General features: G+C 70.8%; 19 protein-coding genes. 8 read left to right on the top strand and 11 right to left on the bottom strand.

Annotation, left to right across the window (positions count from 1 at the left end):
- Positions 1-18: 18 nt before the first annotated feature.
- Complete coding sequence (locus ADL01_RS28175) at positions 19-1,023, bottom strand: carbohydrate kinase family protein (protein ID WP_053744809.1); 1,005 nt, start codon at positions 1,021-1,023, stop codon at positions 19-21.
- Positions 1,024-1,150: 127 nt separating this feature from the next.
- On the opposite strand from ADL01_RS28175, the gene ADL01_RS28170 reads away from it, so the two are divergent.
- The 3 genes from ADL01_RS28170 (at position 1,151) to ADL01_RS28160 (ending at position 6,393) form a co-directional block, all read left to right on the top strand.
- The gene (locus ADL01_RS28170; RefSeq protein WP_053744808.1) at positions 1,151-1,915 is read left to right on the top strand and encodes a DeoR/GlpR family DNA-binding transcription regulator; all 765 of its coding nucleotides are present in this window, start codon (positions 1,151-1,153) and stop codon (positions 1,913-1,915) included.
- The gene (locus ADL01_RS28165; RefSeq protein ID WP_053744807.1) at positions 1,912-3,249 is read left to right on the top strand and encodes a 6-phospho-beta-glucosidase; all 1,338 of its coding nucleotides are present in this window, start codon (positions 1,912-1,914) and stop codon (positions 3,247-3,249) included. Before ADL01_RS28170 ends, ADL01_RS28165 begins: the two co-directional genes overlap by 4 nt.
- Positions 3,250-3,339: 90 nt before the next feature.
- Complete coding sequence (locus tag ADL01_RS28160; RefSeq protein ID WP_053744806.1) at positions 3,340-6,393, top strand: alpha-mannosidase; 3,054 nt, start codon at positions 3,340-3,342, stop codon at positions 6,391-6,393.
- 136 nt (positions 6,394-6,529) lie between these two features.
- Here ADL01_RS28160 and ADL01_RS28155 read toward each other — a convergent pair whose 3' ends face one another.
- Entirely contained in the window at positions 6,530-7,681 is a 1,152-nt protein-coding gene (locus ADL01_RS28155; protein WP_053744805.1) for an ATP-grasp domain-containing protein, read from the bottom strand.
- A 364-nt stretch (positions 7,682-8,045) separates the two neighbouring features.
- Between ADL01_RS28155 and ADL01_RS28150 the strand changes: the two genes are divergently transcribed.
- Positions 8,046-8,906, top strand: coding sequence for a metallophosphoesterase family protein (locus ADL01_RS28150; RefSeq protein WP_053744804.1), 861 nt, complete (start codon positions 8,046-8,048; stop codon positions 8,904-8,906).
- Positions 8,903-9,616: a 4'-phosphopantetheinyl transferase family protein gene (locus ADL01_RS28145; RefSeq protein ID WP_053744803.1), complete on the top strand. Its 714-nt coding sequence runs from the start codon at positions 8,903-8,905 to the stop codon at positions 9,614-9,616. The genes ADL01_RS28150 and ADL01_RS28145 overlap by 4 nt, the downstream gene beginning before the upstream one ends.
- Here ADL01_RS28145 and ADL01_RS28140 read toward each other — a convergent pair.
- Positions 9,591-9,818: a hypothetical protein gene (locus ADL01_RS28140; protein WP_053744802.1), complete on the bottom strand. Its 228-nt coding sequence runs from the start codon at positions 9,816-9,818 to the stop codon at positions 9,591-9,593. The two genes, ADL01_RS28145 and ADL01_RS28140, sit on opposite strands and share 26 nt — an antisense overlap.
- A gap of 214 nt (positions 9,819-10,032) precedes the next feature.
- On the opposite strand from ADL01_RS28140, the gene ADL01_RS28135 reads away from it, so the two are divergent.
- Positions 10,033-11,043: an alpha/beta fold hydrolase gene (locus ADL01_RS28135; RefSeq protein WP_053744801.1), complete on the top strand. Its 1,011-nt coding sequence runs from the start codon at positions 10,033-10,035 to the stop codon at positions 11,041-11,043.
- Here the strand turns inward: ADL01_RS28135 and ADL01_RS28130 are convergent.
- Genes ADL01_RS28130 through ADL01_RS28120 form a run of 3 tightly spaced genes read right to left on the bottom strand, consistent with a single transcriptional unit; the run spans position 11,021 to position 13,462 of the window.
- Positions 11,021-12,232 carry an MAB_1171c family putative transporter gene (locus tag ADL01_RS28130; RefSeq protein WP_053744800.1) on the bottom strand — a complete coding sequence of 404 codons (1,212 nt, stop codon included), beginning with the start codon at positions 12,230-12,232 and terminating at the stop codon, positions 11,021-11,023. The genes ADL01_RS28135 and ADL01_RS28130 overlap by 23 nt on opposite strands.
- A 13-nt stretch (positions 12,233-12,245) precedes the next feature.
- Positions 12,246-12,773, bottom strand: coding sequence for a hypothetical protein (locus tag ADL01_RS28125; RefSeq protein ID WP_053744828.1), 528 nt, complete (start codon positions 12,771-12,773; stop codon positions 12,246-12,248).
- A 32-nt stretch (positions 12,774-12,805) separates the two neighbouring features.
- The gene (locus tag ADL01_RS28120) at positions 12,806-13,462 is read right to left on the bottom strand and encodes a helix-turn-helix domain-containing protein (RefSeq protein ID WP_053744799.1); all 657 of its coding nucleotides are present in this window, start codon (positions 13,460-13,462) and stop codon (positions 12,806-12,808) included.
- Positions 13,463-13,686: 224 nt separating this feature from the next.
- On the opposite strand from ADL01_RS28120, the gene ADL01_RS28115 reads away from it, so the two are divergent.
- Complete coding sequence (locus ADL01_RS28115; protein WP_053744827.1) at positions 13,687-14,358, top strand: hypothetical protein; 672 nt, start codon at positions 13,687-13,689, stop codon at positions 14,356-14,358.
- 101 nt (positions 14,359-14,459) lie between these two features.
- Here the strand turns inward: ADL01_RS28115 and ADL01_RS28110 are convergent, their stop codons facing one another.
- The 5 genes from ADL01_RS28110 to ADL01_RS28095 all read right to left on the bottom strand — a co-directional run bounded on the left by ADL01_RS28110 (position 14,460) and on the right by ADL01_RS28095 (position 18,512).
- Complete coding sequence (locus ADL01_RS28110; RefSeq protein ID WP_053744798.1) at positions 14,460-15,395, bottom strand: PDR/VanB family oxidoreductase; 936 nt, start codon at positions 15,393-15,395, stop codon at positions 14,460-14,462.
- Positions 15,392-15,565 carry a hypothetical protein gene (locus ADL01_RS45495; RefSeq protein WP_199834951.1) on the bottom strand — a complete coding sequence of 58 codons (174 nt, stop codon included), beginning with the start codon at positions 15,563-15,565 and terminating at the stop codon, positions 15,392-15,394. Before ADL01_RS45495 ends, ADL01_RS28110 begins: the two co-directional genes overlap by 4 nt.
- Positions 15,562-16,626, bottom strand: a complete 1,065-nt coding sequence (locus ADL01_RS28105; protein WP_053744797.1) for an aromatic ring-hydroxylating dioxygenase subunit alpha — start codon at positions 16,624-16,626, stop codon at positions 15,562-15,564. Before ADL01_RS28105 ends, ADL01_RS45495 begins: the two co-directional genes overlap by 4 nt.
- A gap of 249 nt (positions 16,627-16,875) precedes the next feature.
- Positions 16,876-17,259: a hypothetical protein gene (locus ADL01_RS28100; protein WP_053744796.1), complete on the bottom strand. Its 384-nt coding sequence runs from the start codon at positions 17,257-17,259 to the stop codon at positions 16,876-16,878.
- Positions 17,256-18,512, bottom strand: a complete 1,257-nt coding sequence (locus tag ADL01_RS28095; protein WP_053744795.1) for a glycosyltransferase — start codon at positions 18,510-18,512, stop codon at positions 17,256-17,258. Before ADL01_RS28095 ends, ADL01_RS28100 begins: the two co-directional genes overlap by 4 nt.
- A 166-nt stretch (positions 18,513-18,678) precedes the next feature.
- Between ADL01_RS28095 and ADL01_RS28090 the strand changes: the two genes are divergently transcribed.
- A complete protein-coding gene (locus tag ADL01_RS28090) occupies positions 18,679-19,668 on the top strand; it encodes an IS701 family transposase (protein ID WP_324614641.1) in 990 nt (329 codons plus the stop codon).
- The last annotated feature ends 605 nt before the right edge of the window (positions 19,669-20,273 follow it).

Genomic DNA, 20,273 nt, shown 5'->3' with positions numbered 1-20,273 from the left:
TGTGTGGGGATGCGGGTCTCAGGGTGTGACGGGCGCGAACCGCACCGGCGGTCCCGGATCGGCCGGCAGCCGGTCGGCCAGGAAGCCGTAGGCGCGCCGCAGTTCGGGGTCGTCGAGCGTGTGCCACCAGCGGTGGACGTGGTACCAGCCCGGTGCGGCCAGCGCCCCGCCGTGCTCCCGTACGGACAGGGAGGCGGCCAGTACGGCGAACCGCAGCCGCTCCTCCAGCGGCCAGCCGCCGAGCGAGGCGGCGACGAAGCTGGCGCCGAACACGTCACCGGCGCCCGTCGAGTCCACGACGTCCACGGGCAGCGCCGGGACGTCGGCGTACTCGCCCGTCGTCTGGTCCACGGCGACCGCGCCGGCCCCGCCACGGGTGACGACGGCCACCGGGACCAGCTCGCTGAGGGTGCCCAGCGCGGCGATGGCGGTGTCCGTGCGCGTGTACGCCATCGCCTCGGTCTCGTTGGGGAGGAAGGCGTGGCACAGGGTGAGCTGGTCGAGCAGGTCGGAGGACCACACCTGGGTGGGGTCCCAGCCGACGTCCGCGTAGATCTGCGTGCCGTTCGCCGCCGCCTTGGCCAGCCAACGGTGGGGCTCGGCCTCGATGTGCACCAGGGCGGTGCGCGCCTCGGGCGGGTCGCCCAGCAGGGTGTCCTGGGAGTACGGGGGCGGCTGCCCGTGGGTGATCAGGGCGCGGTCGCCGGCGTAGGCGAGCGAGACGGTGACGGGGGTGTGCCAGTCGTCCGCGGTGCGCGAGAGCGAGAGGTCGACGCCCTCCTGGCCCGCGAGGACGCTTCGGCAGTGGGCGCCGTACGCGTCGTCGCCGAAGACCGTGGCCAGCGAGGTCCGCAGTCCGTACCGGGCGGCGGCCACGGCGAGGTTCGCGATCCCGCCGGGGCTGGTGCCCATCCCCGATGTCCAGATTTCCTCGCCGGGCGTCGGGGGCTTGCCCAGGCCGGTGAGGACGAGGTCGAAGAAGAGCAGCCCGGTCAGCAGCACATCGGGCCGATCGTCGTCCACGCGTGCATCCTCTCGTCAAAACCCGCCAATTTGATGACCGGAATCGTGCGCGCCTTCGGAAGATTTGGCAAGAGTCGAGCAGAAGCAAGCATGGAAATGATTGAAGATGACGAGTACTGTTCAGCGCGTGCTGGCAGAACGACGACATCAACTCATCCTGCGGGCCCTGCGCTCGGGTGGCCCCGCGGCCGTGACCGATCTCTCCGAGCAACTGGGCGTGAGCCCCGCCACAATCCGGCGTGACCTGCTGCGACTCGAGGAAGAGGGCCTGCTCACCCGGGTGCACGGCGGCGCCGTGGTCGAGGAGGGCGACCAGCCCTTCGCCGAGGTCGCCGAGGTGCGCGTCGCCGAGAAGGACGCGATAGCCGTCAAGGCCGCCTCACTCGTCGAGGACGGACAGTCCGTGCTGCTCGACATCGGCACCACCGCCTACCGGCTGGCCCGGCAGCTGCACGGCCGCCGGCTCACGGTGATCACCAGCAACCTGGTGGTCTTCGAGGAACTCGTGGACGACGAGGGCATCGAACTGGTGCTCCTCGGCGGCATGGTCAGGCGCGAGTACCGTTCCCTGGTCGGCTTCCTCACCGAGGACAACCTGCGCCAGCTGCACGCCGACTGGCTCTTCCTCGGCACCAGCGGCGTCCGGCCCGGCGGCCAGGTGATGGACACCACGGTCGTCGAGGTACCGGTCAAGCGCGCGATGATCAAGTCCGCCGACCGGGTCGCCCTGCTCGCGGACCGCGCGAAGTTCCCCGGCACGGGCATGGCGAAGGTCTGCGGGCCGGGAGACCTGGACATGGTGGTGACGAACGCGCCGGTGGACCCGGCGACGCAGTCCTCTCTGCAGGAGGCCGGGGTGCAGGTCATCACGGCAGGAAAGGTGCAATCTTGAAGCTGACGATTCTGGGCGGCGGCGGATTCCGTGTACCGCTCGTGTACGGGGCGCTCCTGGGCGACCACGCCGAGGGCCGGGTGACTCGTGTCGTCCTGCACGACCTGGACGCGGACCGCCTCTCCGCGGTCACCCGGGTCCTGGCCGAGCAGGCGACGGGGGTGAGCGACGCCCCCGAGGTGAGCGCCACGACCGACCTCGACGAGGCGCTCACCGGCGCCGACTTCGTGTTCTCCGCGATCCGCGTCGGCGGCCTGGAGGGCAGGGCGAACGACGAGCGGGTGGCGCTGGCCGAGGGTGTCCTCGGCCAGGAGACGGTCGGCGCGGGCGGCATCGCCTACGGGCTGCGCACGGTCCCGGTGGCCGAGAACATCGCGCGGCGCGTCGCGCGGGTCGCCCCCGACGCCTGGGTCATCAACTTCACCAACCCGGCCGGTCTGGTCACCGAGGCCATGTCCCGCCACCTCGGCGACCGGGTCATCGGCATCTGCGACTCCCCGGTGGGCCTGGGCCGCCGTATCGCCCGGGTGCTCGGCGCGAACCCCGGCGAGGCGTGGATCGACTACGTCGGCCTCAACCACCTCGGCTGGGTGCGCGGGCTGCGGATCAACGGCCGCGACGAACTCCCGCGCCTGCTCGCCGACCCCGACCTCCTCGGCTCGTTCGAGGAGGGCAAGCTCTTCGGCACCGACTGGCTCCAGTCGCTGGGCGCCATCCCGAACGAGTATCTGCACTACTACTACTTCAACCGCGAGGCCGTACGCGCCTACAGCCAGGCCGAGAAGACCCGCGGCGCCTTCCTGCGCGACCAGCAGGCCGGCTTCTACGACGAGATGAAGCGGCCGGACGCCGCCGCCCTCACCGCCTGGGACCGCACCCGCGCCGAGCGCGAGGCGACCTACATGGCCGAGGCCCGGGAGACGGCGGGCGCCGGTGAACGCGACGCCGACGACCTGTCCGGGGGGTACGAGAAGGTCGCCCTCGCCCTGATGCGGGCCATCGCGCGCGACGAGCGCACCACCCTGATCCTCAACGTGCGCAACCGCAGGACGCTCTCGGTGCTCGATGCCGAGGCCGTCATCGAGGTGCCCTGCCTGGTCGACGCCAACGGCGCCCACCCCGTCACCGTCGACCCGCTGCCCGACCACGCCTCCGGGCTGGTCTGCTCGGTCAAGGCGGTCGAACGCGAGGTGCTCGCCGCCGCCGAGTCCGGCTCCCGCGCGACGGCGGTCAAGGCGTTCGCGCTGCACCCGCTCGTCGACTCCGTGAACGTGGCCCGCAGGCTGGTCGACGGATACACCGCGGTCCACCCCGGTCTGGCGTACCTTAAGTAAGCGCTTTCCCGCTGCCGGTCCGCTCGTATCCGGTCTGCTTATATCTGGTCTGCTTGAATCTGCTGCTCACATCTGGTCTGGAGACTTCTCATGCACGACGAACGCCGGCGGATCGAGGAGCGCGTCCAGCGCCTCCACGACCAGCGGATCAAGGCGGCGATCTACGCGGCCACCGCTCCCCTCGCGGTCGAAGCCTGGCAGGCGCCGGGCGAGCCGGTCTCCTTCGAGGAGGCGGCGGCCGCGACCTACGCGCCCTTCGCCATGGACACCCCCTGGGGCCCGCCCTGGGGCACCACCTGGTTCCGGATGCGCGGCCGGGTGCCCGCCGAGTGGGCCGGCCGGCGCGTCGAGGCGGTCATCGACCTCGGCTTCGTCGGCGACTGGCCCGGCAGCCAGGCCGAGGCCCTGGTCCACCTCACCGACGGCACCCCGCTGAAGGCGGTCAACCCGCTCAACCAGTACGTGCCGATCGCCAACCCGGCGACGGGCGGCGAGGAGATCGACTACCTCGTCGAGGCGGCCTCCAACCCGGACATCCTCGCCGCCAACTTCTCCAAGATCACCCCCATGGGTGACATCCTCACCGCCGGTGACAAGCCGCTCTACACCTTCGAGCGCGCCGACCTCGCCATCCTCGACGAGGAGGTCTTCCACCTCGACCTCGACGTCCAGGTACTGCGCGAACTGATGCTGGAGCTCGGCGAACACGACCCGCGCCGCCACGAGATCACCCACGCCCTGGACCGCGCCCTCGACCTCCTCGACCTGGACGACGTGGCCGGATCGGCGGCGGCGGTACGAGCGGCCCTGGCGCCCACGCTGGCCAAGCCCGCCAACGCCAGCGCGCACAAGATCTCGGGCGTCGGCCACGCGCACATCGACTCGGCGTGGCTGTGGCCGATCCGCGAGACGAAGCGCAAGACGTCCCGCACCTTCTCCAACGTCACCTCGCTCGCCGACGAGTACGAGGACTTCATCTTCGCCTGCTCGCAGGCCCAGCAGTACGAGTGGGTGCGCGACAACTACCCCAAGGTGTGGGCGCGCATCCAGGAGTCGGTCAAGAAGGGCCAGTGGGCGCCGGTCGGCGGCATGTGGGTCGAGGCCGACGGCAACCTGCCCGGCGGTGAGGCGATGGCCCGCCAGCTCATCCACGGCAAGCGGTTCTTCATCGAGCACTTCGGCGTCGAGACCAAGGGCGTGTGGCTGCCCGACTCGTTCGGCTACACGGCGGCCTACCCGCAGCTCGCCAAGCTCGCCGGCAACGAGTGGTTCCTCACCCAGAAGATCTCCTGGAACCAGACCAACAAGTTCCCCCACCACACCTTCTGGTGGGAGGGCATCGACGGCACCCGCATCTTCACCCACTTCCCGCCGGTCGACACCTACAACGCCCGCTTCAGCGGCGAGGAGATGTCCCGCGCGACCCGCAACTACCAGGAGAAGGGCGTCGCGAACCGCTCGCTGGCCCCCTTCGGCTGGGGCGACGGCGGCGGCGGCCCCACCCGCGAGATCATGGAACGGGCGCGCAGGCTGGCCGACTTGGAAGGTTCGGCGACCGTCGAGATCGAGCACCCCGACGAGTTCTTCGCCAAGGCCCGCGAGGAGTACCCGGACGCCCCGGTCTGGGTCGGCGAGCTGTACCTGGAGCTGCACCGGGCCACGTACACCTCCCAGGCGCGCACCAAGCAGGGCAACCGGCGCAGCGAACACCGGCTGCGCGAGGCCGAGTTGTGGGCCACGACGGCCGCCCTGCACGCGCCGGGCTACGCATACCCGTACGAACACCTGGACCGTCTCTGGAAGACGGTGCTGCTCCACCAGTTCCACGACATCCTGCCGGGCTCGTCGATCGCCTGGGTGCACCGCGAGGCGGAGGCCGAATACGCGCGTGTGGCCGAGGAGTTGGAGGCGCTCACCGCCGAGGCGGTGGCCGCGCTCGGCGGCGGCGAGTCCCGTGCCTTCAACACGAGCCCGTACGACCGGTCCGAAGTGGTCCGCACCTCGACGGGCGTCCCCATGTACGTGGAGGTCCCGGCGAGCGGCAGCGCCCAGCTGTCCGTCGCGGAGCCCCCGCAGCCGGTGACGATCGCCTCGGCACGGATCCTCGACAACGGGCTCGTACGGGTGGAGGTCGCCGAGGACGGCACGCTGGCCTCGGTCCGCGACCTGAAGGCGAACCGTGAAGTCCTCGCCGACAAGGGCAACCTGCTCCGTCTGCACACCGACCTCCCGAACTACTGGGACGCCTGGGACATCGACAAGCACTACCAGAACCGCTACACCGACCTGCTGGAGACGACCTCCGTCACGGTGACCGACGAGGACCCGCTCCTCGGCGCCATCCGCGTGGAGCGCGCCTTCGGCAAGGGCTCGAAGATCGTCCAGACGATCACCGTCCGGGCCGGCAGCCCCCGGATCGACTTCGAGACGGAGATCGACTGGCACGAGGCCGAGAAGATCCTCAAGGCGGCCTTCCCGGTGGACATCCGTGCGGCGCACTCCAGTGCGGAGATCCAGTTCGGCCACGTCCAGCGGCCCACGCACACCAACACCACCTGGGAGTCGGCCCGCTTCGAGGTCTCCGGCCACCGCTGGGTGCACCTCGCCGAGCCCGGCTACGGCGTCGCCGTCCTCAACGACTCGACGTACGGCCACGACGTGTCCCGCACGGTCCGCGAGGACGGCGGTACGACGACCACGGTCCGCCTGTCGCTGGTGCGCGCCCCGCGTATCCCCGACCCCGGCGCCGACCAGGGCAAGCACCGCTTCACCTACTCGCTGCTGCCCGGCGCGAGTATCGAGGACGCGGTCGCCGAGGGCTACTCCCTCAACCTGCCGCTGCGGGTCGCGGACGCCGCGGGCGCGCCGGAGCCGGTGGTGTGGGCGGACGGCGACGGGGTGACGATCGAGGCGGTGAAGCTCGCCGACGACGCGTCCGGCGACGTCGTCGTCCGGCTCTACGAGTCGCGCGGCGGGCGGGCGGAGGGTGCGCTGTGCACCGGGTTCCCGCTGGCGGGCGCCAAGATCACCGACCTGCTGGAGCGGCCGCTGTCCGAGGCGGCGACTGACGGTGACTCGGTGCCGGTGACGTTGCGGCCGTTCGAGGTGCAGACGCTGCGGCTTGCTGTCGGCTCCGCCGGGTAGGTCTTCGGCTGCGGGTCCGGTGGGGGCTGGTCGCGCAGTTCCCCGCGCCCCTTTGGGGCGCGGGGGGCATGCCGAAAGCCCCCTGCCCCGGGTCGCGTGATCACGCGACCCGGGGCAGGGGGCTTCGTTTGGGCTCTTACGCGGTGGCTGCCGCCGTTGCTCCCGCTGATGCCTCCGCCGTCGCTTCCGTGACCGGTTCCTCTACGGCTGCCGTCGGCGGTACGACGGGCAGTGTGGGCGTTGGGACCTCGTCCGCGGGGGCCGAGACCGTGCGCACCTGGCGCGGCGCGGAGATCACCGCGTAGTCCTGGCCGAGGAACGGCGGCACCAGGTCGCCCGGGTCCTCACCGAGCGCCAACTGCACTGCCGCCCAAGGGGCGTTGACACCGCACAGGGAGAGCTGGTGCAGGCCTCCGGCCGGACGCGTGTTGACGTCCATCAGCACCGGCCGGTCCTCGTACATCCGGAACTGGATGTTGCTCAGGTGGTGCAGCCCGAAGCCCTCGGCGATGAGCCGCGCGGGCTCCAGCCAGGCCTCGTCGAGGGTGAAGCCGCGGCGCCGGCCGTTCTTGGTGCGGCCGATCGCCATCCGGATGCGCGAGTCGGGGCCGGTGAGGCAGTCGACGGACACCTCCGGCTGCTCCAGACGGGGCATCACCAGCCAGTCGACGTCCTCGTCCGTGTTCCGCAGGACGTCGAGGACCATGTCCAACTGGACGTAGGGGGAGGGGAATCCGTTGAGGTGCGACATCGAGAAGGGGGCGCGCGTGATCACCCGGAAGCCCACCCCGCCCGCGCCCGCCGCCGGCTTGAAGCACGCCTTGTGGCCGTCGGCCTCCAACTGCTCGACGGCGACGAGGAGTTCGTCGGCGCTGCGCACCCGCCACCACGGCGGCACCGGAACACCGACCGCTGCGACGGCCTGGTACGCGGTCGCCTTGTCCTGGAAGACGGCCACCGCCTCCGGCGTCGGCGCGAGCAGCTTGGTGCCCACGGCCTCGAAGTCCGCGCGGTGCCCGACGATCGCGTCCTGGTGCAGACGCGGCACGAACACGTCGATCTCACGGCGGTCGCACTGGTCGAGCGCGTACTCCACGTACGCGGCGGGGGACAGGCCCTCGGGCTCCATGGCGGCGGTGTCGGCGGCGGCCAGGACGGGCGAGTCGGCGTCCCCGTGGGTGGCATGGATCTCGACCGCGCGGTCGCTGGGATTTCTCCGCAGCTGTTCCATGAAGAACACGTTCTCCGCGTACGTGCGGTTCAGCCAGACGCGTACGCGAGAGACCATGCAGGGCCACCTTTCAGGGTTCACGGGCACGGCGCAGCAAGGCCGAGCCCGGCCAGGGAAGAGTTGGGAACACGACAAGCCGCCGGGTGCGAACCGGGTTTCTGGCAGAAGTGTTGAGGCGATCATAAGGCTCCGCGGACGCAGTTCCTGCTACGCGCGTGTTACGGAATTGACAGCAGTACGCCGTGTGTTGCCTTGCGCACCAACCGTGGCCCCCTGTAATGATCTTCGACCCGCCCGGTGAGCTGCTCCAAGAGGGTTACCGGACGGTGGACAGCCGTACTTGTCCGGCTGCCGATGATGTGTTCTTGTGGGTCCGAACGTGCGCCCGCGGAGGCGGAGTTCGGATGCGGAAGGGGCAGGAGTGGAGACGACGGCCGGCGGTGCCGGACAACTGCTGGCGATCAGTGATCTCCACATCGGCTACCCGGCGAACCGCGCCCTGGTCGAACGAATGCGCCCGGAAACCGACGACGACTGGCTCCTGGTCGCCGGCGACGTGTCGGAGAACGTGGCCGACATCCGCTGGGTCCTGGAAACCCTCGCCGGCCGGTTCCGCAAGGTGATCTGGGCGCCCGGAAACCACGAGCTGTGGACCCACCCCTCGGACCCGGTCACCCTGCGCGGCGTCGCCCGCTACGACCACCTGGTCGAGCTGTGCCGTGAGCTGGGGGTGACGACGCCCGAGGACCCGTACCCCGTGTGGGAGGGCCCCGGCGGCCCCGTGGTCGTCGCGCCGCTGTTCCTCCTCTACGACTACTCCTTCCTGCCGAAGGGCTCCGCGACCAAGGAGGAGGGGCTGGCGTACGCGCACAGCACCGGCATCGTCTGCACCGACGAGTACCTCCTGCACCCCGACCCCTATCCCACCCGCGAGGCCTGGTGCCGGGCCCGGGTGGCCGACACCGAGCGGCGGCTCGCCGAGCTGCCCGAGGACCTGCCGACGGTGCTCGTCAACCACTATCCGCTGGACCGGCACCCCATGGACGTGCTCTGGCACCCCGAGTTCGCCATGTGGTGCGGCACCACGCTGACCGCCGACTGGCACCGCCGGTTCCGTGTCGCGACCATGGTCTACGGTCATCTGCACATCCCGCGCACCACCTGGCACGAGGGTGTCCGCTTCGAAGAGGTGTCGGTGGGCTACCCCCGTGAATGGCGCAAGCGACCGGGAGAGCCGGGAAAGCTGCGCCGCGTACTGCCGATGGAGGTCGGACCCCGATGATCGAGGAACTGCTTCCGGCCACAGTGGTGGCCGTGGAGGCACACGGCGACGAGACGGCCGTGGGCGATCTCTGGGGTGCGACGCTGTATCCCGAGGAACAGGAGATCGTGGCCCAGGCGGTACCCAAGCGCGTCCACGAGTTCACTCTCGCGCGCGCGTGTGCCCGCCGGGCCATGGAGAAGCTCGGCGTGCCGCCGCAGCCCGTGCTGCCCGGCGAGCGGGGCGCCCCGCAGTGGCCGGCCGGCCTGGTCGGCAGCATGACCCACTGCGAGGACTACTGCGCCGCCGCGCTGGTCCGGGCCGCCGACCTGGCCTCGATCGGCATCGACGCCGAACCCCACGAGCCGCTGCCCGCGGGGATCCTCGACTCCGTGTCCCTGCCCGTGGAGCGGGCACACCTGCGCGCACTGGCGACGGACAGCGCGGGCGGGTACGGGAACCCTGTGCACTGGGACCGGCTGCTGTTCAGCGCCAAGGAGTCGGTCTACAAGGCGTGGTTCCCGCTCACCGGTCGGTGGCTGGACTTCTCCGAGGCCGAGATCGCGTTCACGGCCGCCTCCGGCCCGCATCCGCACGGAACGTTCCGGGCCCGGCTGCTGGTGCCCGGACCGGTCGTCGACGGACGGGTGCTCGGGTCCTTCGACGGGCTGTGGACCGTGCGGCGCGGGCTGCTGGGCACGGCGGTCAGCGTGCCGCACCAGCCTGTCTGAGCAACTGGAAGAACCTCTCCTCGTTGCCGGTCAGGCCCGCCTGGGACAGGGCCGCCTCCGCCTCCGCGAGGACGGCGGGCGGCACCACGGGCGGCCGGCGGCTGCCCGGCGCCACGTCGAAGGCTGCGCGGACGGTGTGCAGCAGCCGCAAGTAGGCCTGGACTGCGGTGCGCTCACGGTCGGTCAGTACGGCGGTCGGCATCGGACGGCTCTCCCCATGTCGGCGTCATCTCTGCTCATCCCTGCGTCTCCAAGCTTGCCGCCCACCACTGACAATCCCCTTTCCGCCCACGTCGGTTCGCCCGCTTAGCGGAGCCGAAACCTCCTCGAAACCCCTCGTGGGAATGGGGTTCTACGCTGGGGGAAAGGGCTTTCGGCAAGGAGTTCAGCGCACAGGAAACGGGGAGGCGAGCGATGTGACGGACATCCCGCGTCACGGACCGGCACGCGCCGTACGGCTGCGGTCGGTGGGCGACGACGAGCTGGAACTGCGGTACCGCGTCGTGCACGGGTACCGCCGGGCCTTCCGGATGGCCGGCGAGGGCCCCGCGCTCGTCCTCATCCACGGTATCGGCGACTCCTCGGCGACCTGGGCCGAGCTGATCCCCGACCTCGCCCGCAACCACACGGTGATCGCCCCCGACCTGCTCGGCCACGGCGCCTCCGACAAGCCGCGCGCCGACTACTCGGTGGCCGCCTACGCCAACGGTGTGCGCGACCTGCTCACCACCCTCGGCATCGAGTCCGCGACGCTCGTCGGACACTCCCTCGGCGGTGGGGTGGCGATGCAGTTCGCCTACCAGTTCCCCGAACGCACCGAGCGGCTCATCCTGGTCAGCACGGGCGGCGTGGGCCGCGAGGTCAACCCCGTCCTGCGGGCGGCCTCGCTGCCCGGCGCGCATCTCGCGCTGTCCGCGCTGCGGTTGCCGGGGATGCGGCTCCAGGTGGGGCTCGTCGTACGCCTGTTGGAGCTGCTGGACACCGATCTCGGGCAGGACGCCCCCGACTTCCTCACCCTCGTCGACGCGCTGCCCGACGAGACCTCCCGCAACGCCTTCATCCGTACGCTGCGTGCGGTGGTCGACTGGCGGGGACAGGTCGTGACGATGCTCGACCGGTGCTATCTCACCGAGGGCATGCCGACGATGCTGCTGTGGGGGGACCGGGACAGCGTGGTGCCGGTACGGCACGCGTACGGGGCGCACGAGGCGATGCCGGGCAGCCGGCTGGAGATCTTCGAGGGGGCGGGGCACTTTCCGTTCCACAGCGATCCGGCGCGGTTCGTCGCCCTGGTGGAGGAGTTCACCGGGGGGAGCGCGCCGGCGGCGTGGAGTCGGGAGCACTGGCGGGAGCTGCTGGTCGACGGGCGGCCCGGGCAGGTGGTGGAACGGGATCTGCGGGAGGTCAGTGAGCGAAGCGCGACGTAGGTTCGTCCCCGGCCCAGGGCATCGCTCCCTCGCGCACCGCCGCCACCACCGGAGAGCAGCGCAGGGCGTGGGACATGGCGACCAGGTCGCGCGGGCCCCCGGCAGCCGCCGGCGGACCGCTGTTCTCCGTCGCCGCGCTGATGACCCTGCCCTCCGGGTCCGCCGCCCGGGCCCGGAGCGCCGCCGTCACCATGGCCGCGTCCGCCTCGGCCCGGGCGACGTCGGGGGAGGAGCCCGCGGCGCCGGCCGCGTCGTAGGCCCGGGCCCGGACGGCAGGGTCGAAGTACGGGTACAGGCTGAGCATGCCGTCGTGGATGTCGGACTCCCGTTGGGTGACCAGGAGTTCGACCGGCGACCACCAGCCGATCCGGACCGTGCGGTCGCCGTGCTCCGACAGCGGGGCGAGCTCCCGCCACAGCGGGTTGAGCCGGCGGTACGTCGACCAGGTGCTCCACGTGTCCCCGACGCGCTGGCAGGCCAGGGGGATGCAGAAGCCGACCGCGGTGATGACCTCCGCCGCGGCGGCCATAGCGGGGGCGACATACGTGCTCAGGTAGTCGAGGTTCCCGCCGTTCCAGCGGGTGACGACGGCTGTCAGCTTGGTGGCCGCGAAGGTGATGTTGCAGGAGAAACCGACCGTGATGACGAGCAGCCCCACCCGCAGCCAGCCGCGCACCTGCAGCGCCCACGGCCAGCAGACCGCGTTCATCGCGATGTTCGAGAGCGTGAGGGCGACGAGGTACAGCACGATCATCTCGCGGATGAACGGCGTGTCGGCGTAGTGCGTGTCGAAGTCGCGCAGGCGCTGCTCGGACGCGTCGCCGAGGGCGAACAGCGTGGCCGTCGCCACGATCACCACGGCGTACCCGGCGATCCAGCGGCGTGAGGCGCGCCGGGTGGTCTCGGGCGGGCCGCCGCGCCAGTTGATGATCAGCACCAGACACGAGGCGCTGAAGGCACTCAGCAGGCAGTACACGAGCGGCGCCGAGATGTTCGGGACGCCGGTGACGCGGTTGACCCAGGAGATGGTCGGCGGGGCCGCGAAGAAGAACACGAGCACGGACAGCAGGAGCAGCGAGTACACCGACCGCAGCAACGGGTCGCGCCAGGCGCGCAGTGCCGCCCGGCCCTTGAGGAGAAGGACGATCGCCATCGCGGCGGACGGAACGTAGTAGCTGGAGTCGTTCACGCCGGGCGCTCCCTCAGCTCCGTGGCCAGCGATAGCCCAGGGAGGCCTCGATCCGGCCGGCGAGCTGGTCCCGCCCCACCGGCCGGTGCGCCGAACCGGCGAGCCACGTACGGCACTTGCTGGCCAGCAGCAGGCCGAAGCTCTCGGCTTCCTGTTCGTCCGCGAGGTCGGAGCGGGTCCGGGCGGCCACCTTGTGGACCGTGGCCTGGAGGTCCGCGGTGTCGTGGAGCAGCCGGGCGGCGACCGCGGCGCCCTCGACGTGGTGGCCGCAGTGCCCGGCCTGCATGTGCCACAACTCGTGGCCCAGGATCACCAACTGGTGGTCGGGCGCGGTGCGTTCCTCGATCACGATGAGATCCTGGTCGGCCATGTCGAGCCACAGTCCGCTGGCCGTGCCGGGCGGGAAAGGGGCCGCCCGGAACAGCACGGGCCGGCCGCGGCGCCTGCTCATGGCGGCGCACAGCGCGGCGTAGAGGTCAGTGGGTTCCGCGGGTGCCGGAAGCTTCAGCTCGGTCACCAGCTCGCCGCACAGGCGGCGCATTGCCTTGCCGATGTTCACAGTCATCCCTCGGATCACGACTCCGGCCGCTTGACGCTCTCCAGAAGCATGTCCAGCCACTCGGCGACCTTGTCGCGGTGCTGGTCGGAGGGCAGCTGCGCGGCCCGCCAGGCGATCCCCCGGACGCCGTGGTCCTGCAGCAGCCGCTCCAGCGGGTCGTGGGCGGCTTTCGCCGCCTCGCGCTCACGGTCGGCGAGCTGCTGGAGAAGCTCTTGTTCGGAAGTCCGCAGAGCGCTCGCGAGGGCCTCGGGATCCTCGGCGGTGAGGAATCCGGCGTGCACTCTGAAGAAGCGCTGGATGGCGTCGCAGTGCTCCATCGTGGGGCGCCGGTCGCCGTTGATGAGGGCGCCCGCCTGCTGGCGGGACATCCCGGCGCCGTCGGCGATCTCCTGCTGTGTGTACTTGCGGCCGTTCGGCTTGAGCCGGGTACGCCGCAGCAGGCCCAGCCGCTGAAGGAAACGGGCCTGGAGGTCGGGCTCGCCGGCGCTCTGGCCGCCCAGCAGCGCCTTCACGACGCTCTCCGGGACACCGGACGCGATGGAGAGACGCCCGGTGTGGAAGACCTCGGCGTGCGCCACGCCGAGGCGGTCCGCGAGTGCGGTGACGCGGGTCACAACCGCGGACAGCAGAACCGTCGCCGTGGCGCCCGGAACCTCGTAGCCATCCGTCACCGACAGGTCTCCTACGTCTTCTTCGTGTACGTCATCGCTGTTGCTGTGAACTGCCCGGAGAGAGTAGCGGGTTGTTCGAACTCACATCCAGCTCTCGCCACATCTGTGGCCAGATTCAGCCGTCAACAGGCATGAAATGCCACGATAGTTGACACGGCTTGTAGCGGGGCAGCAGGATCAGGGCGCCGCGTGAAGGCCGCATGAGCAAGAGGGGTGACCTCCCGATGGCATACCAGGCAGGTGGGCAGCGGCCGGCGCCGCGACCCGTCCCCGAGAGTCCCGAGGCCCAGGCGTATCTACGGGACTACGCCACACTCCTGGAGGCCGTGTCCTTCCCGTCGGTCGTCCTCGACCACCGGTGGGACGTGGTCCTCGCCAACACCGCGTTCGAGACACTTTTCCGTACTGTCGGCCCACATCCCACCGCCATGCCGGGCGACAACTTCCTGCGGTTCGTCCTCTTCCATCCGGACGCGGGCACGGTCCTCGGCGAACACGAGTCGAGCTGGTGCCTGCCGATGCTCGCCCAGTTCGCCGCCGCCGTGGAACGGCACGCGGCGGACCGCGGCCTCCAGTCCATCCGCCGGGACATCGCCCAGGACCCGATCATGGAGGCGGCCTACCGGCAGGGACTGCCGCACTGGATCCGGTCGGTCGGCGCGGCGGCCGTCCAGCAGGACGGGGCCGTACGCCCGCTGCTGCACCCCGACCCGCGCTGGGGCGCCACGACCTGTCGTATCGTGAGCGAGACCCCCAACGCCCTTGAGGACATGGGCTATACGAGGCTGACGCTGGTGCTCCGCGAGCCGGGGCGTCCGGCGGACGTACCGCGTGGACCACGCCGTCCGCGGCGCTCGGCGAGCCACCTGAGCGTGGTGCCGTTCCCCGAGGCGTGAGACGGACCCGGCCCCGGAACCGTCGGCGTTCAGGTCGCCGACGGCACCGGGGCCACCGCCATGTCACCGGCTGCGGCCTGGCGCCTTCTCGGGACGCGGCACTACAGGTCGAGGACGAGTCGTGGTCCGCGGCACCGGGACACGCAGATGAGCATCGTCTCCCCGGCCTCCCGCTCCTCGTCCGAGAGCACCGAGTCCCGGTGGTCCGGGGTGCCTTCGAGCACGTCCGTCTCGCAGGTCCCGCAGGTGCCCTCGGTGCACGAGTAGAGCACCTCGACCCCGGCACCGCGCACGGTGTCCAGCACGGACACGTCGACGGGCACGGTCAGCGTACGACCGCTGCGCTGCAGGACCACCTCGAACTCGCTGTCCTCACCGCCCTGTTGGGCCTTCGGCGCGAACCGCTCGACATGCAGCGCGCCGGCCGGGCAGACCGACTCCACCGCGTCGAGGAGCGCGCCGGGGCCACAGCAGTAGACAAGGGTGCCGTCCGCCAGCCCGCCGATCTCCGAGTCGAGGTCCAGCAGCCCCGTCTCGTCCTGCGGAGCGAACGTGACCTTGTCCCCGTAACGCCCCAACTCCTCGGTGAACGCCATGGATTCACGCGTGCGCCCGCCGTACAGCAGCGTCCACTCGGCGCCCGCGGCCTCGGCGGCGGCGAGCATCGGCAGGATCGGGGTGATGCCGATACCGCCGGCGACGAAACGGTAGCGGGGCGCCGGTTTCAGGGCGAAGTGGTTGCGTGGACCCCGTATCCGCACTCGGTCGCCCGGCGCCAACTGCCCGTGCACGTACGTCGATCCACCGCGCCCCTCCGGCTCACGCAGCACCGCGATCCGCCACGCCGACGAGTCGGCCGGGTCGCCGCACAGCGAGTACTGCCGCTCCAGCCCGGGCCCGAGGACGACATCGACATGCGCGCCCGGTTCCCAGCCCGGCAGTTCCTCGCCCAGCGGATGCCGCAGGGTGAGCGCGAGCACGCCGTCCGCTGCGAACTCCCGCCGCTCGACGACGAGTTCGGCCTCGTACACGTTCATGAGCTGCTTCCTTGTGGCTGATGTCCCTGGGGATGGGCGAGCATCCACTCCCACATCTCGATGGGGTCCTGCGAACGGTGTTCCCGGCCGCAGTGACAGGTGCCGTGCAGGATGTCCGTGCCCGGCAGCCAGTCGATGCGGTAGACCTCGCCCGTCGGGCTGCCGCTCACAGGACCTTCTCCGCCGACTTGTCGCCCTCCTCGACCAGCCGGGCGAGGATACGGCGGGCGGCGAGACCACCGGTGTCGATGTTGATGCTCAGCTCCTGGTACCCGGACCGCTCCGCACCCAGCGTCCGCTGAAGGAGGTTGAGCGCGTCGACGTCCTGCATGACCACGGTGTGGTTGTTGCCCCGCAGGAACTCGGTGACCTCGTCGTCGTCCGTGGCCCAGTCGCGCGAGACCATCCAGAAGTCGTACACCTTGCCGTCGGCCGACGGCGTGATGGCGTACGTGATCTCGGTGTGGAAACCGTTCGGGTCGCTGCCGTCGGCCTCGGGCACGACACCCACCGGTGCGATCCGGCTGTGCAGCAGATACAGACACGGCGCGTGGTACTCGATGTCCTGCCAGCGCGTGATCCGGCCCTCGATGCCGGTCGACCTGGCGTAGAACGGGGGACACTCGGCGTCGTCCATGTGCCGGCTCACCCGTACGATGCCCGCGCCCTCGTCGACCTCCGTGGTGATCGGCGTCTCGGCGACCTCCGGGGTGCCGATGTAGCCGCCGTGGAGGTAGGTCTCGTGCGAGAGGTCGAGAAGGTTGTCGACGAGCAGACCGTAGTCGGCGTCGATCGGCTCCATGCCCTTGACGGTGGTCCAGCCGGGGGAGTCGAGGTGCCGGGCCCGCGGAATGGTCCCGGCGTCGGCGAGGGCCGGGTCGCCGATCCACACCCAGATCAGGGCGTCCTGCTCGACCACCGGATAGGAGGCGACGCGGGCGGTGCGCGGGATGCGCTTCTGCCCCGGTACGTACACGCACGCGCCGGTGGTGTCGTAGGTGAAGCCGTGGTAGCCGCACACGATCCGGTCGCCGTCGAGGCCGCTCTCGGAGAGCGGGTAACGCCGGTGCACACAGCGGTCGGCGAGGGCGACGGGCGTCCCCTCGCCCTCGGTGCGGTAGAAGACGAGGGGCTCACCGAGGATGGTCCGGCCGAGCAGCTCCCGCCCCACCTCGTGGCTGTAGGCGGCGACGTACCACTGGTTCCTGGCGAAGGCGGTCGTGTGCGGCATGGTGTTCCCGTCCCTGTCGGCGGGGCGCCCTCGCCCCGCGTGCCGTGGTTGGAATCAGGGTCGTGAGGGTTGCATCGGCTCGGCAAGGCGTCTTCTGCCAGGCGGAAGAACTTCTGTAAAGAGGCTGGTCAGAGCCTTGTTCTGTTAACCCCTAGTCGCCAGAGTTAAGTGCCGCCTGGTACGGCCATTCGGTTCGCGCTCGGGGAGCCGGAGGCGGCGACGGCGAGTGTGACTACTCGCAGCGTGGCGTTAATCGCCCTGGCTAACGCGCCTCGCCGGCGCCACGGACGCCCGCGACACCGACCCGGCCGCGCCGCGCTCACCCCACTCACCGCACGAGGAGATCCGCCGACTGCCCTTGGCGTCGAGAAGGATCGACTCCGCGGGGTGCCCGAGGTCCTCCAGGGCGCGGTGCGCGCAGTGGCGGCCCGTGGCGAACTCGCGGCGCCGGCTCTCCACGGACCGGGCGATCAGGGCCTGCTCGTCGGGGTGCAGGACGATGCCGTCAGGGTCGCCCAAGAGCTCGTAGCAGACGACGTCTTCGGGCACGATCCGCGCCAGCAGGGCTGCCGGTGATGGGTCGGGGTGCGGCGCCGCCGGGTGCGTACCGCCGTGCTGGACGGCCGTGTTCACGGTGTGCCTTCTTTCTCCCGCTTCCCGGACGCGAGCGAGGCGTCCGCGCCCGCTTCCTTCGCCCGGCCGCCGCGCCCGGGGAGATAGATCAACAGCTCGGTGGCGGCGAAGCGGATGACGAACGTCGTGAGGAGTGCGAGGGCTGTCGCGGGCAGCACCGCCATGCCCATGCCGTCGACGATCAGCGCGATCAGCGGAATGCGCAGCACGAGGTCGGCGTTGGCGAGCAGCGCGAACCGGCCGAGGCGGTCGGCCCAGTGGCGGTGCCCGCGCCGGTCGCGGAACAGCAGCAGATCGATGAAGAGGAAGTTCCACAGCACGCCGAACTGGTTGGCGAGCACCTCGGCGGGCAGATAGTGCAGGCCCGTGGCTGTGAGCGCGGCGAGGGCGCCCAGGTTCGGCAGGAAGCCGGTCAGGCCGATGAGGCCGAAGACCACCATCCGGGCCACCGGGGTCGCGGTGCGCAGCGACACCAGGTGCGCGAGGAACCGCATCCCCTCGCGCACGGTCGACTTCGACTCGCCCGCGAACCGCTCCTGGAAGGAGAACGGCACCTCGGCGACAACGCGCGGGCGGCAGCGGATGGCCAGCTCGAGCAGGATCTTGTAACCGAGCGGCTTGAGGATGTCGGCGTGGGCGTGCACCGTGCTGCGGCGGATCGCGAAGAAACCGCTCATCGGGTCGCTGATGCCGCGCAGCGCCGACGGGAAGAGGCCCTTCGTCACCAGCGTCGAGGCGCGCGACACCGCGACGCGGTAGCGGCCGGAGAGACCGGCGTGGCTGCCGCCGCCCGCGTACCGGCTCGCGACCACGAGGTCGGCGTCCGCGCGGCGCCCCGTCTCCACCAGTTCGGGCATCAGAGACGGCGGGTGCTGGAGGTCGGCGTCCATGACGACGATCCACTCCGACGCGGCGGCCTTCAGGCCCTCGACCACGGCTCCGCTCAGGCCGCCCGTCGCGACCTCGCGGTGGATGACGTTCACGGGGAACAGGCAGGTGAGGGCGGCGCGTTCGATGGCGGCCGGGGTGTCGTCGGTGCTGTCGTCGACGAACAGGGCCGCGCAGTCCAGGTGCGCGGGCAGGGCGGCGGCGAGCCGCGTCAGCAACTCCTCAACGTTCCCAGCCTCGTTGAAGGTCGGGATGATCACGGTGACGGTGGTGCGCGCCGAGGGGCCCGCGTCGTCGGGTGCGCCGTCGGGGGCGGCGTGATCCTGCTCCTCGGTCTCCTCGGCGCCGGTGCCGGACACGGTCATCGGGGCACGCTCCCGGGACGGAGTGTGCTCGCTCGGGGGTGATTTCTCGCCATCGTCGTCCTCTACGGGTCTGCGCGGGTGCGCGTCACATCGGCGTGCCCTGGCCGGCGGTGGCCGGGGACGGGCGTGAACGTGTTGTGCCTGTCTGCTGTGCACAGCAACCGCTGTGCACGGGAACTGTGGCGGCCGGGCGGAGAGGTCGCCGTCGTACGAGGGGTGGCCGTCGTCCCGAGAGGATCACGGATGGCTGCCCGTTGCCGGAGGCTATCCGGGGGGCGTGCCGCCCTCCACCCCTATCCGTCCCCTAGTACTACAGCCGGTGGTCGCCGCCCTGGCCGCCGACGACGCGGTGCTGATCGCGGACGAGACCGGCGACATCAAGAAGGGCACCAAGACCGCCGGGGTGCAGCGTCAGTACACCGGCACTGCGGGCAGGGTCGAGAACGCCCAGGTCAGCGTGCACCTGTCGTACGGATCCGGTAAGGGCCGCACCTTGATCGACAGTGAGCTCTACCTCGGTAAGGGCTGGGCCGGCGCCACCGCTGAGCACGAACGCCGGTGCGCCGAGCAGGGCATCCCGCCCGAACGCGCGAACGCGGTGGCCACCAAACCGGAGCTGGCCCGGCGGATGCTGGAGCGCGCGCTGGCCGCCCCGGTGCCGTTCACCTACTTCCTGGCCGACGAGGCATACGGGCAGTGCCGGGCGCTGCGCGTCTGGCTGGAGGAACACCAGGTCCGCCACGTGTTCGCCGTCCCGAAGGACGAGGTGCTGCCGCTGCCCGACGGGCGCACCCGGCAGGCCCGCGAGCTGTGGGCGCTGGTGCGGGAGGATGCCTTCGAGCGCCGGTCCTGTGCTGACGGCGCCAAGGGTCCGCGCGAGCACGACTGGGCCGCTGTCCAACCCGCCTCCGTTTCCACGGGGTTGGAGCGTCACCTGCTGATCCGCCGCTCGACCGTGCCCAACAAGAAGGACAAGAAGACCGGCGCGCTCGTCCGGGAGATCGCCTGCTTCCTGTGCCACACCCACCCGGACACGACCCTGGCCGAGATGGTCGTCGCCGCCGGACAACGCTGGATGGTGGAGGAGTCCTTCCAGGTCGCGAAGGGACAGGTGGGCCTGGACGAGCACGAGGTACGCAAGTGGTGCTCGTGGTAGCGGCACACCACCGTGTGCATGCTCGCCATGGCCTTCCTGGTCACCGTCCGGAGGTCACCCCGCCGGCGACACCCGACCCCCGACCGTGAACGAGGTCCGCCGCCTGCACGACCGGATCGTCCCCACCTCCGCACGCACCGCCCGGACCTGGCTCGCCATGCACGGGCACCGCTGGCGCACCCGCCACCAGAACCGAGCCCGAACCAGCCACTACCGCACCCGGACCGCCCGAGCTCACTCACCGTAAGACCACCGGCTGTAGTAGGCGCGCCGCGGCCCTCGGCCCGTTGCGGCGGCGGCCATGCCGAGTTTGCGGTGCGTTCACCGGCCACGGAATGGACCGTGGCCTGAAATAGCGGCGTAACAATGTGACGTGTCTGGCAGTCCCTGCAGGTGTACGTCCCGGCATGCGGTCTGACTTCGGCAGGATCGTCGCCGGGGCGCTCTGAACGCTATGGACTTCCTTGGTGAATTTAGCCGTCAAATTGCCGTTGGATTGTGTTCGGTTTACCGTTTCGGCGACTCGCGGCGGGACTTTCCTCCCGCCGCCAACGCCGAACGGATCCGTAACGGTGCTGCCCTCGGAGGGGTGGCAAGGTGCCCGA

Source organism: Streptomyces sp. NRRL WC-3618, assembly GCF_001280005.1.
Taxonomy (GTDB): domain Bacteria; phylum Actinomycetota; class Actinomycetes; order Streptomycetales; family Streptomycetaceae; genus Streptomyces.
Note: the sequence above shows the minus strand (reverse complement) of the source record. Positions and strands in the feature narration are given on the sequence as shown.

Bases quoted from the DNA above. Each gene is read 5' to 3' on its own strand.
- ADL01_RS28140 (WP_053744802.1), bottom strand. From the start codon at position 9,818: ATGCCGACCGCCGTACTGACCGACCGTGAGCGCACCGCAGTCCAGGCC.
- ADL01_RS28105 (WP_053744797.1), bottom strand. From the start codon at position 16,626: ATGCCGCACACGACCGCCTTCGCCAGGAACCAGTGGTACGTCGCCGCC.
- ADL01_RS28125 (WP_053744828.1), bottom strand. From the start codon at position 12,773: ATGCGCCGCCTGTGCGGCGAGCTGGTGACCGAGCTGAAGCTTCCGGCA.
- ADL01_RS28160 (WP_053744806.1), top strand. From the start codon at position 3,340: ATGCACGACGAACGCCGGCGGATCGAGGAGCGCGTCCAGCGCCTCCAC.
- ADL01_RS28115 (WP_053744827.1), top strand. From the start codon at position 13,687: ATGGCATACCAGGCAGGTGGGCAGCGGCCGGCGCCGCGACCCGTCCCC.
- ADL01_RS28110 (WP_053744798.1), bottom strand. From the start codon at position 15,395: ATGAACGTGTACGAGGCCGAACTCGTCGTCGAGCGGCGGGAGTTCGCA.
- ADL01_RS28145 (WP_053744803.1), top strand. From the start codon at position 8,903: ATGATCGAGGAACTGCTTCCGGCCACAGTGGTGGCCGTGGAGGCACAC.
- ADL01_RS28155 (WP_053744805.1), bottom strand. From the start codon at position 7,681: ATGGTCTCTCGCGTACGCGTCTGGCTGAACCGCACGTACGCGGAGAAC.
- ADL01_RS28095 (WP_053744795.1), bottom strand. From the start codon at position 18,512: ATGACCGTGTCCGGCACCGGCGCCGAGGAGACCGAGGAGCAGGATCAC.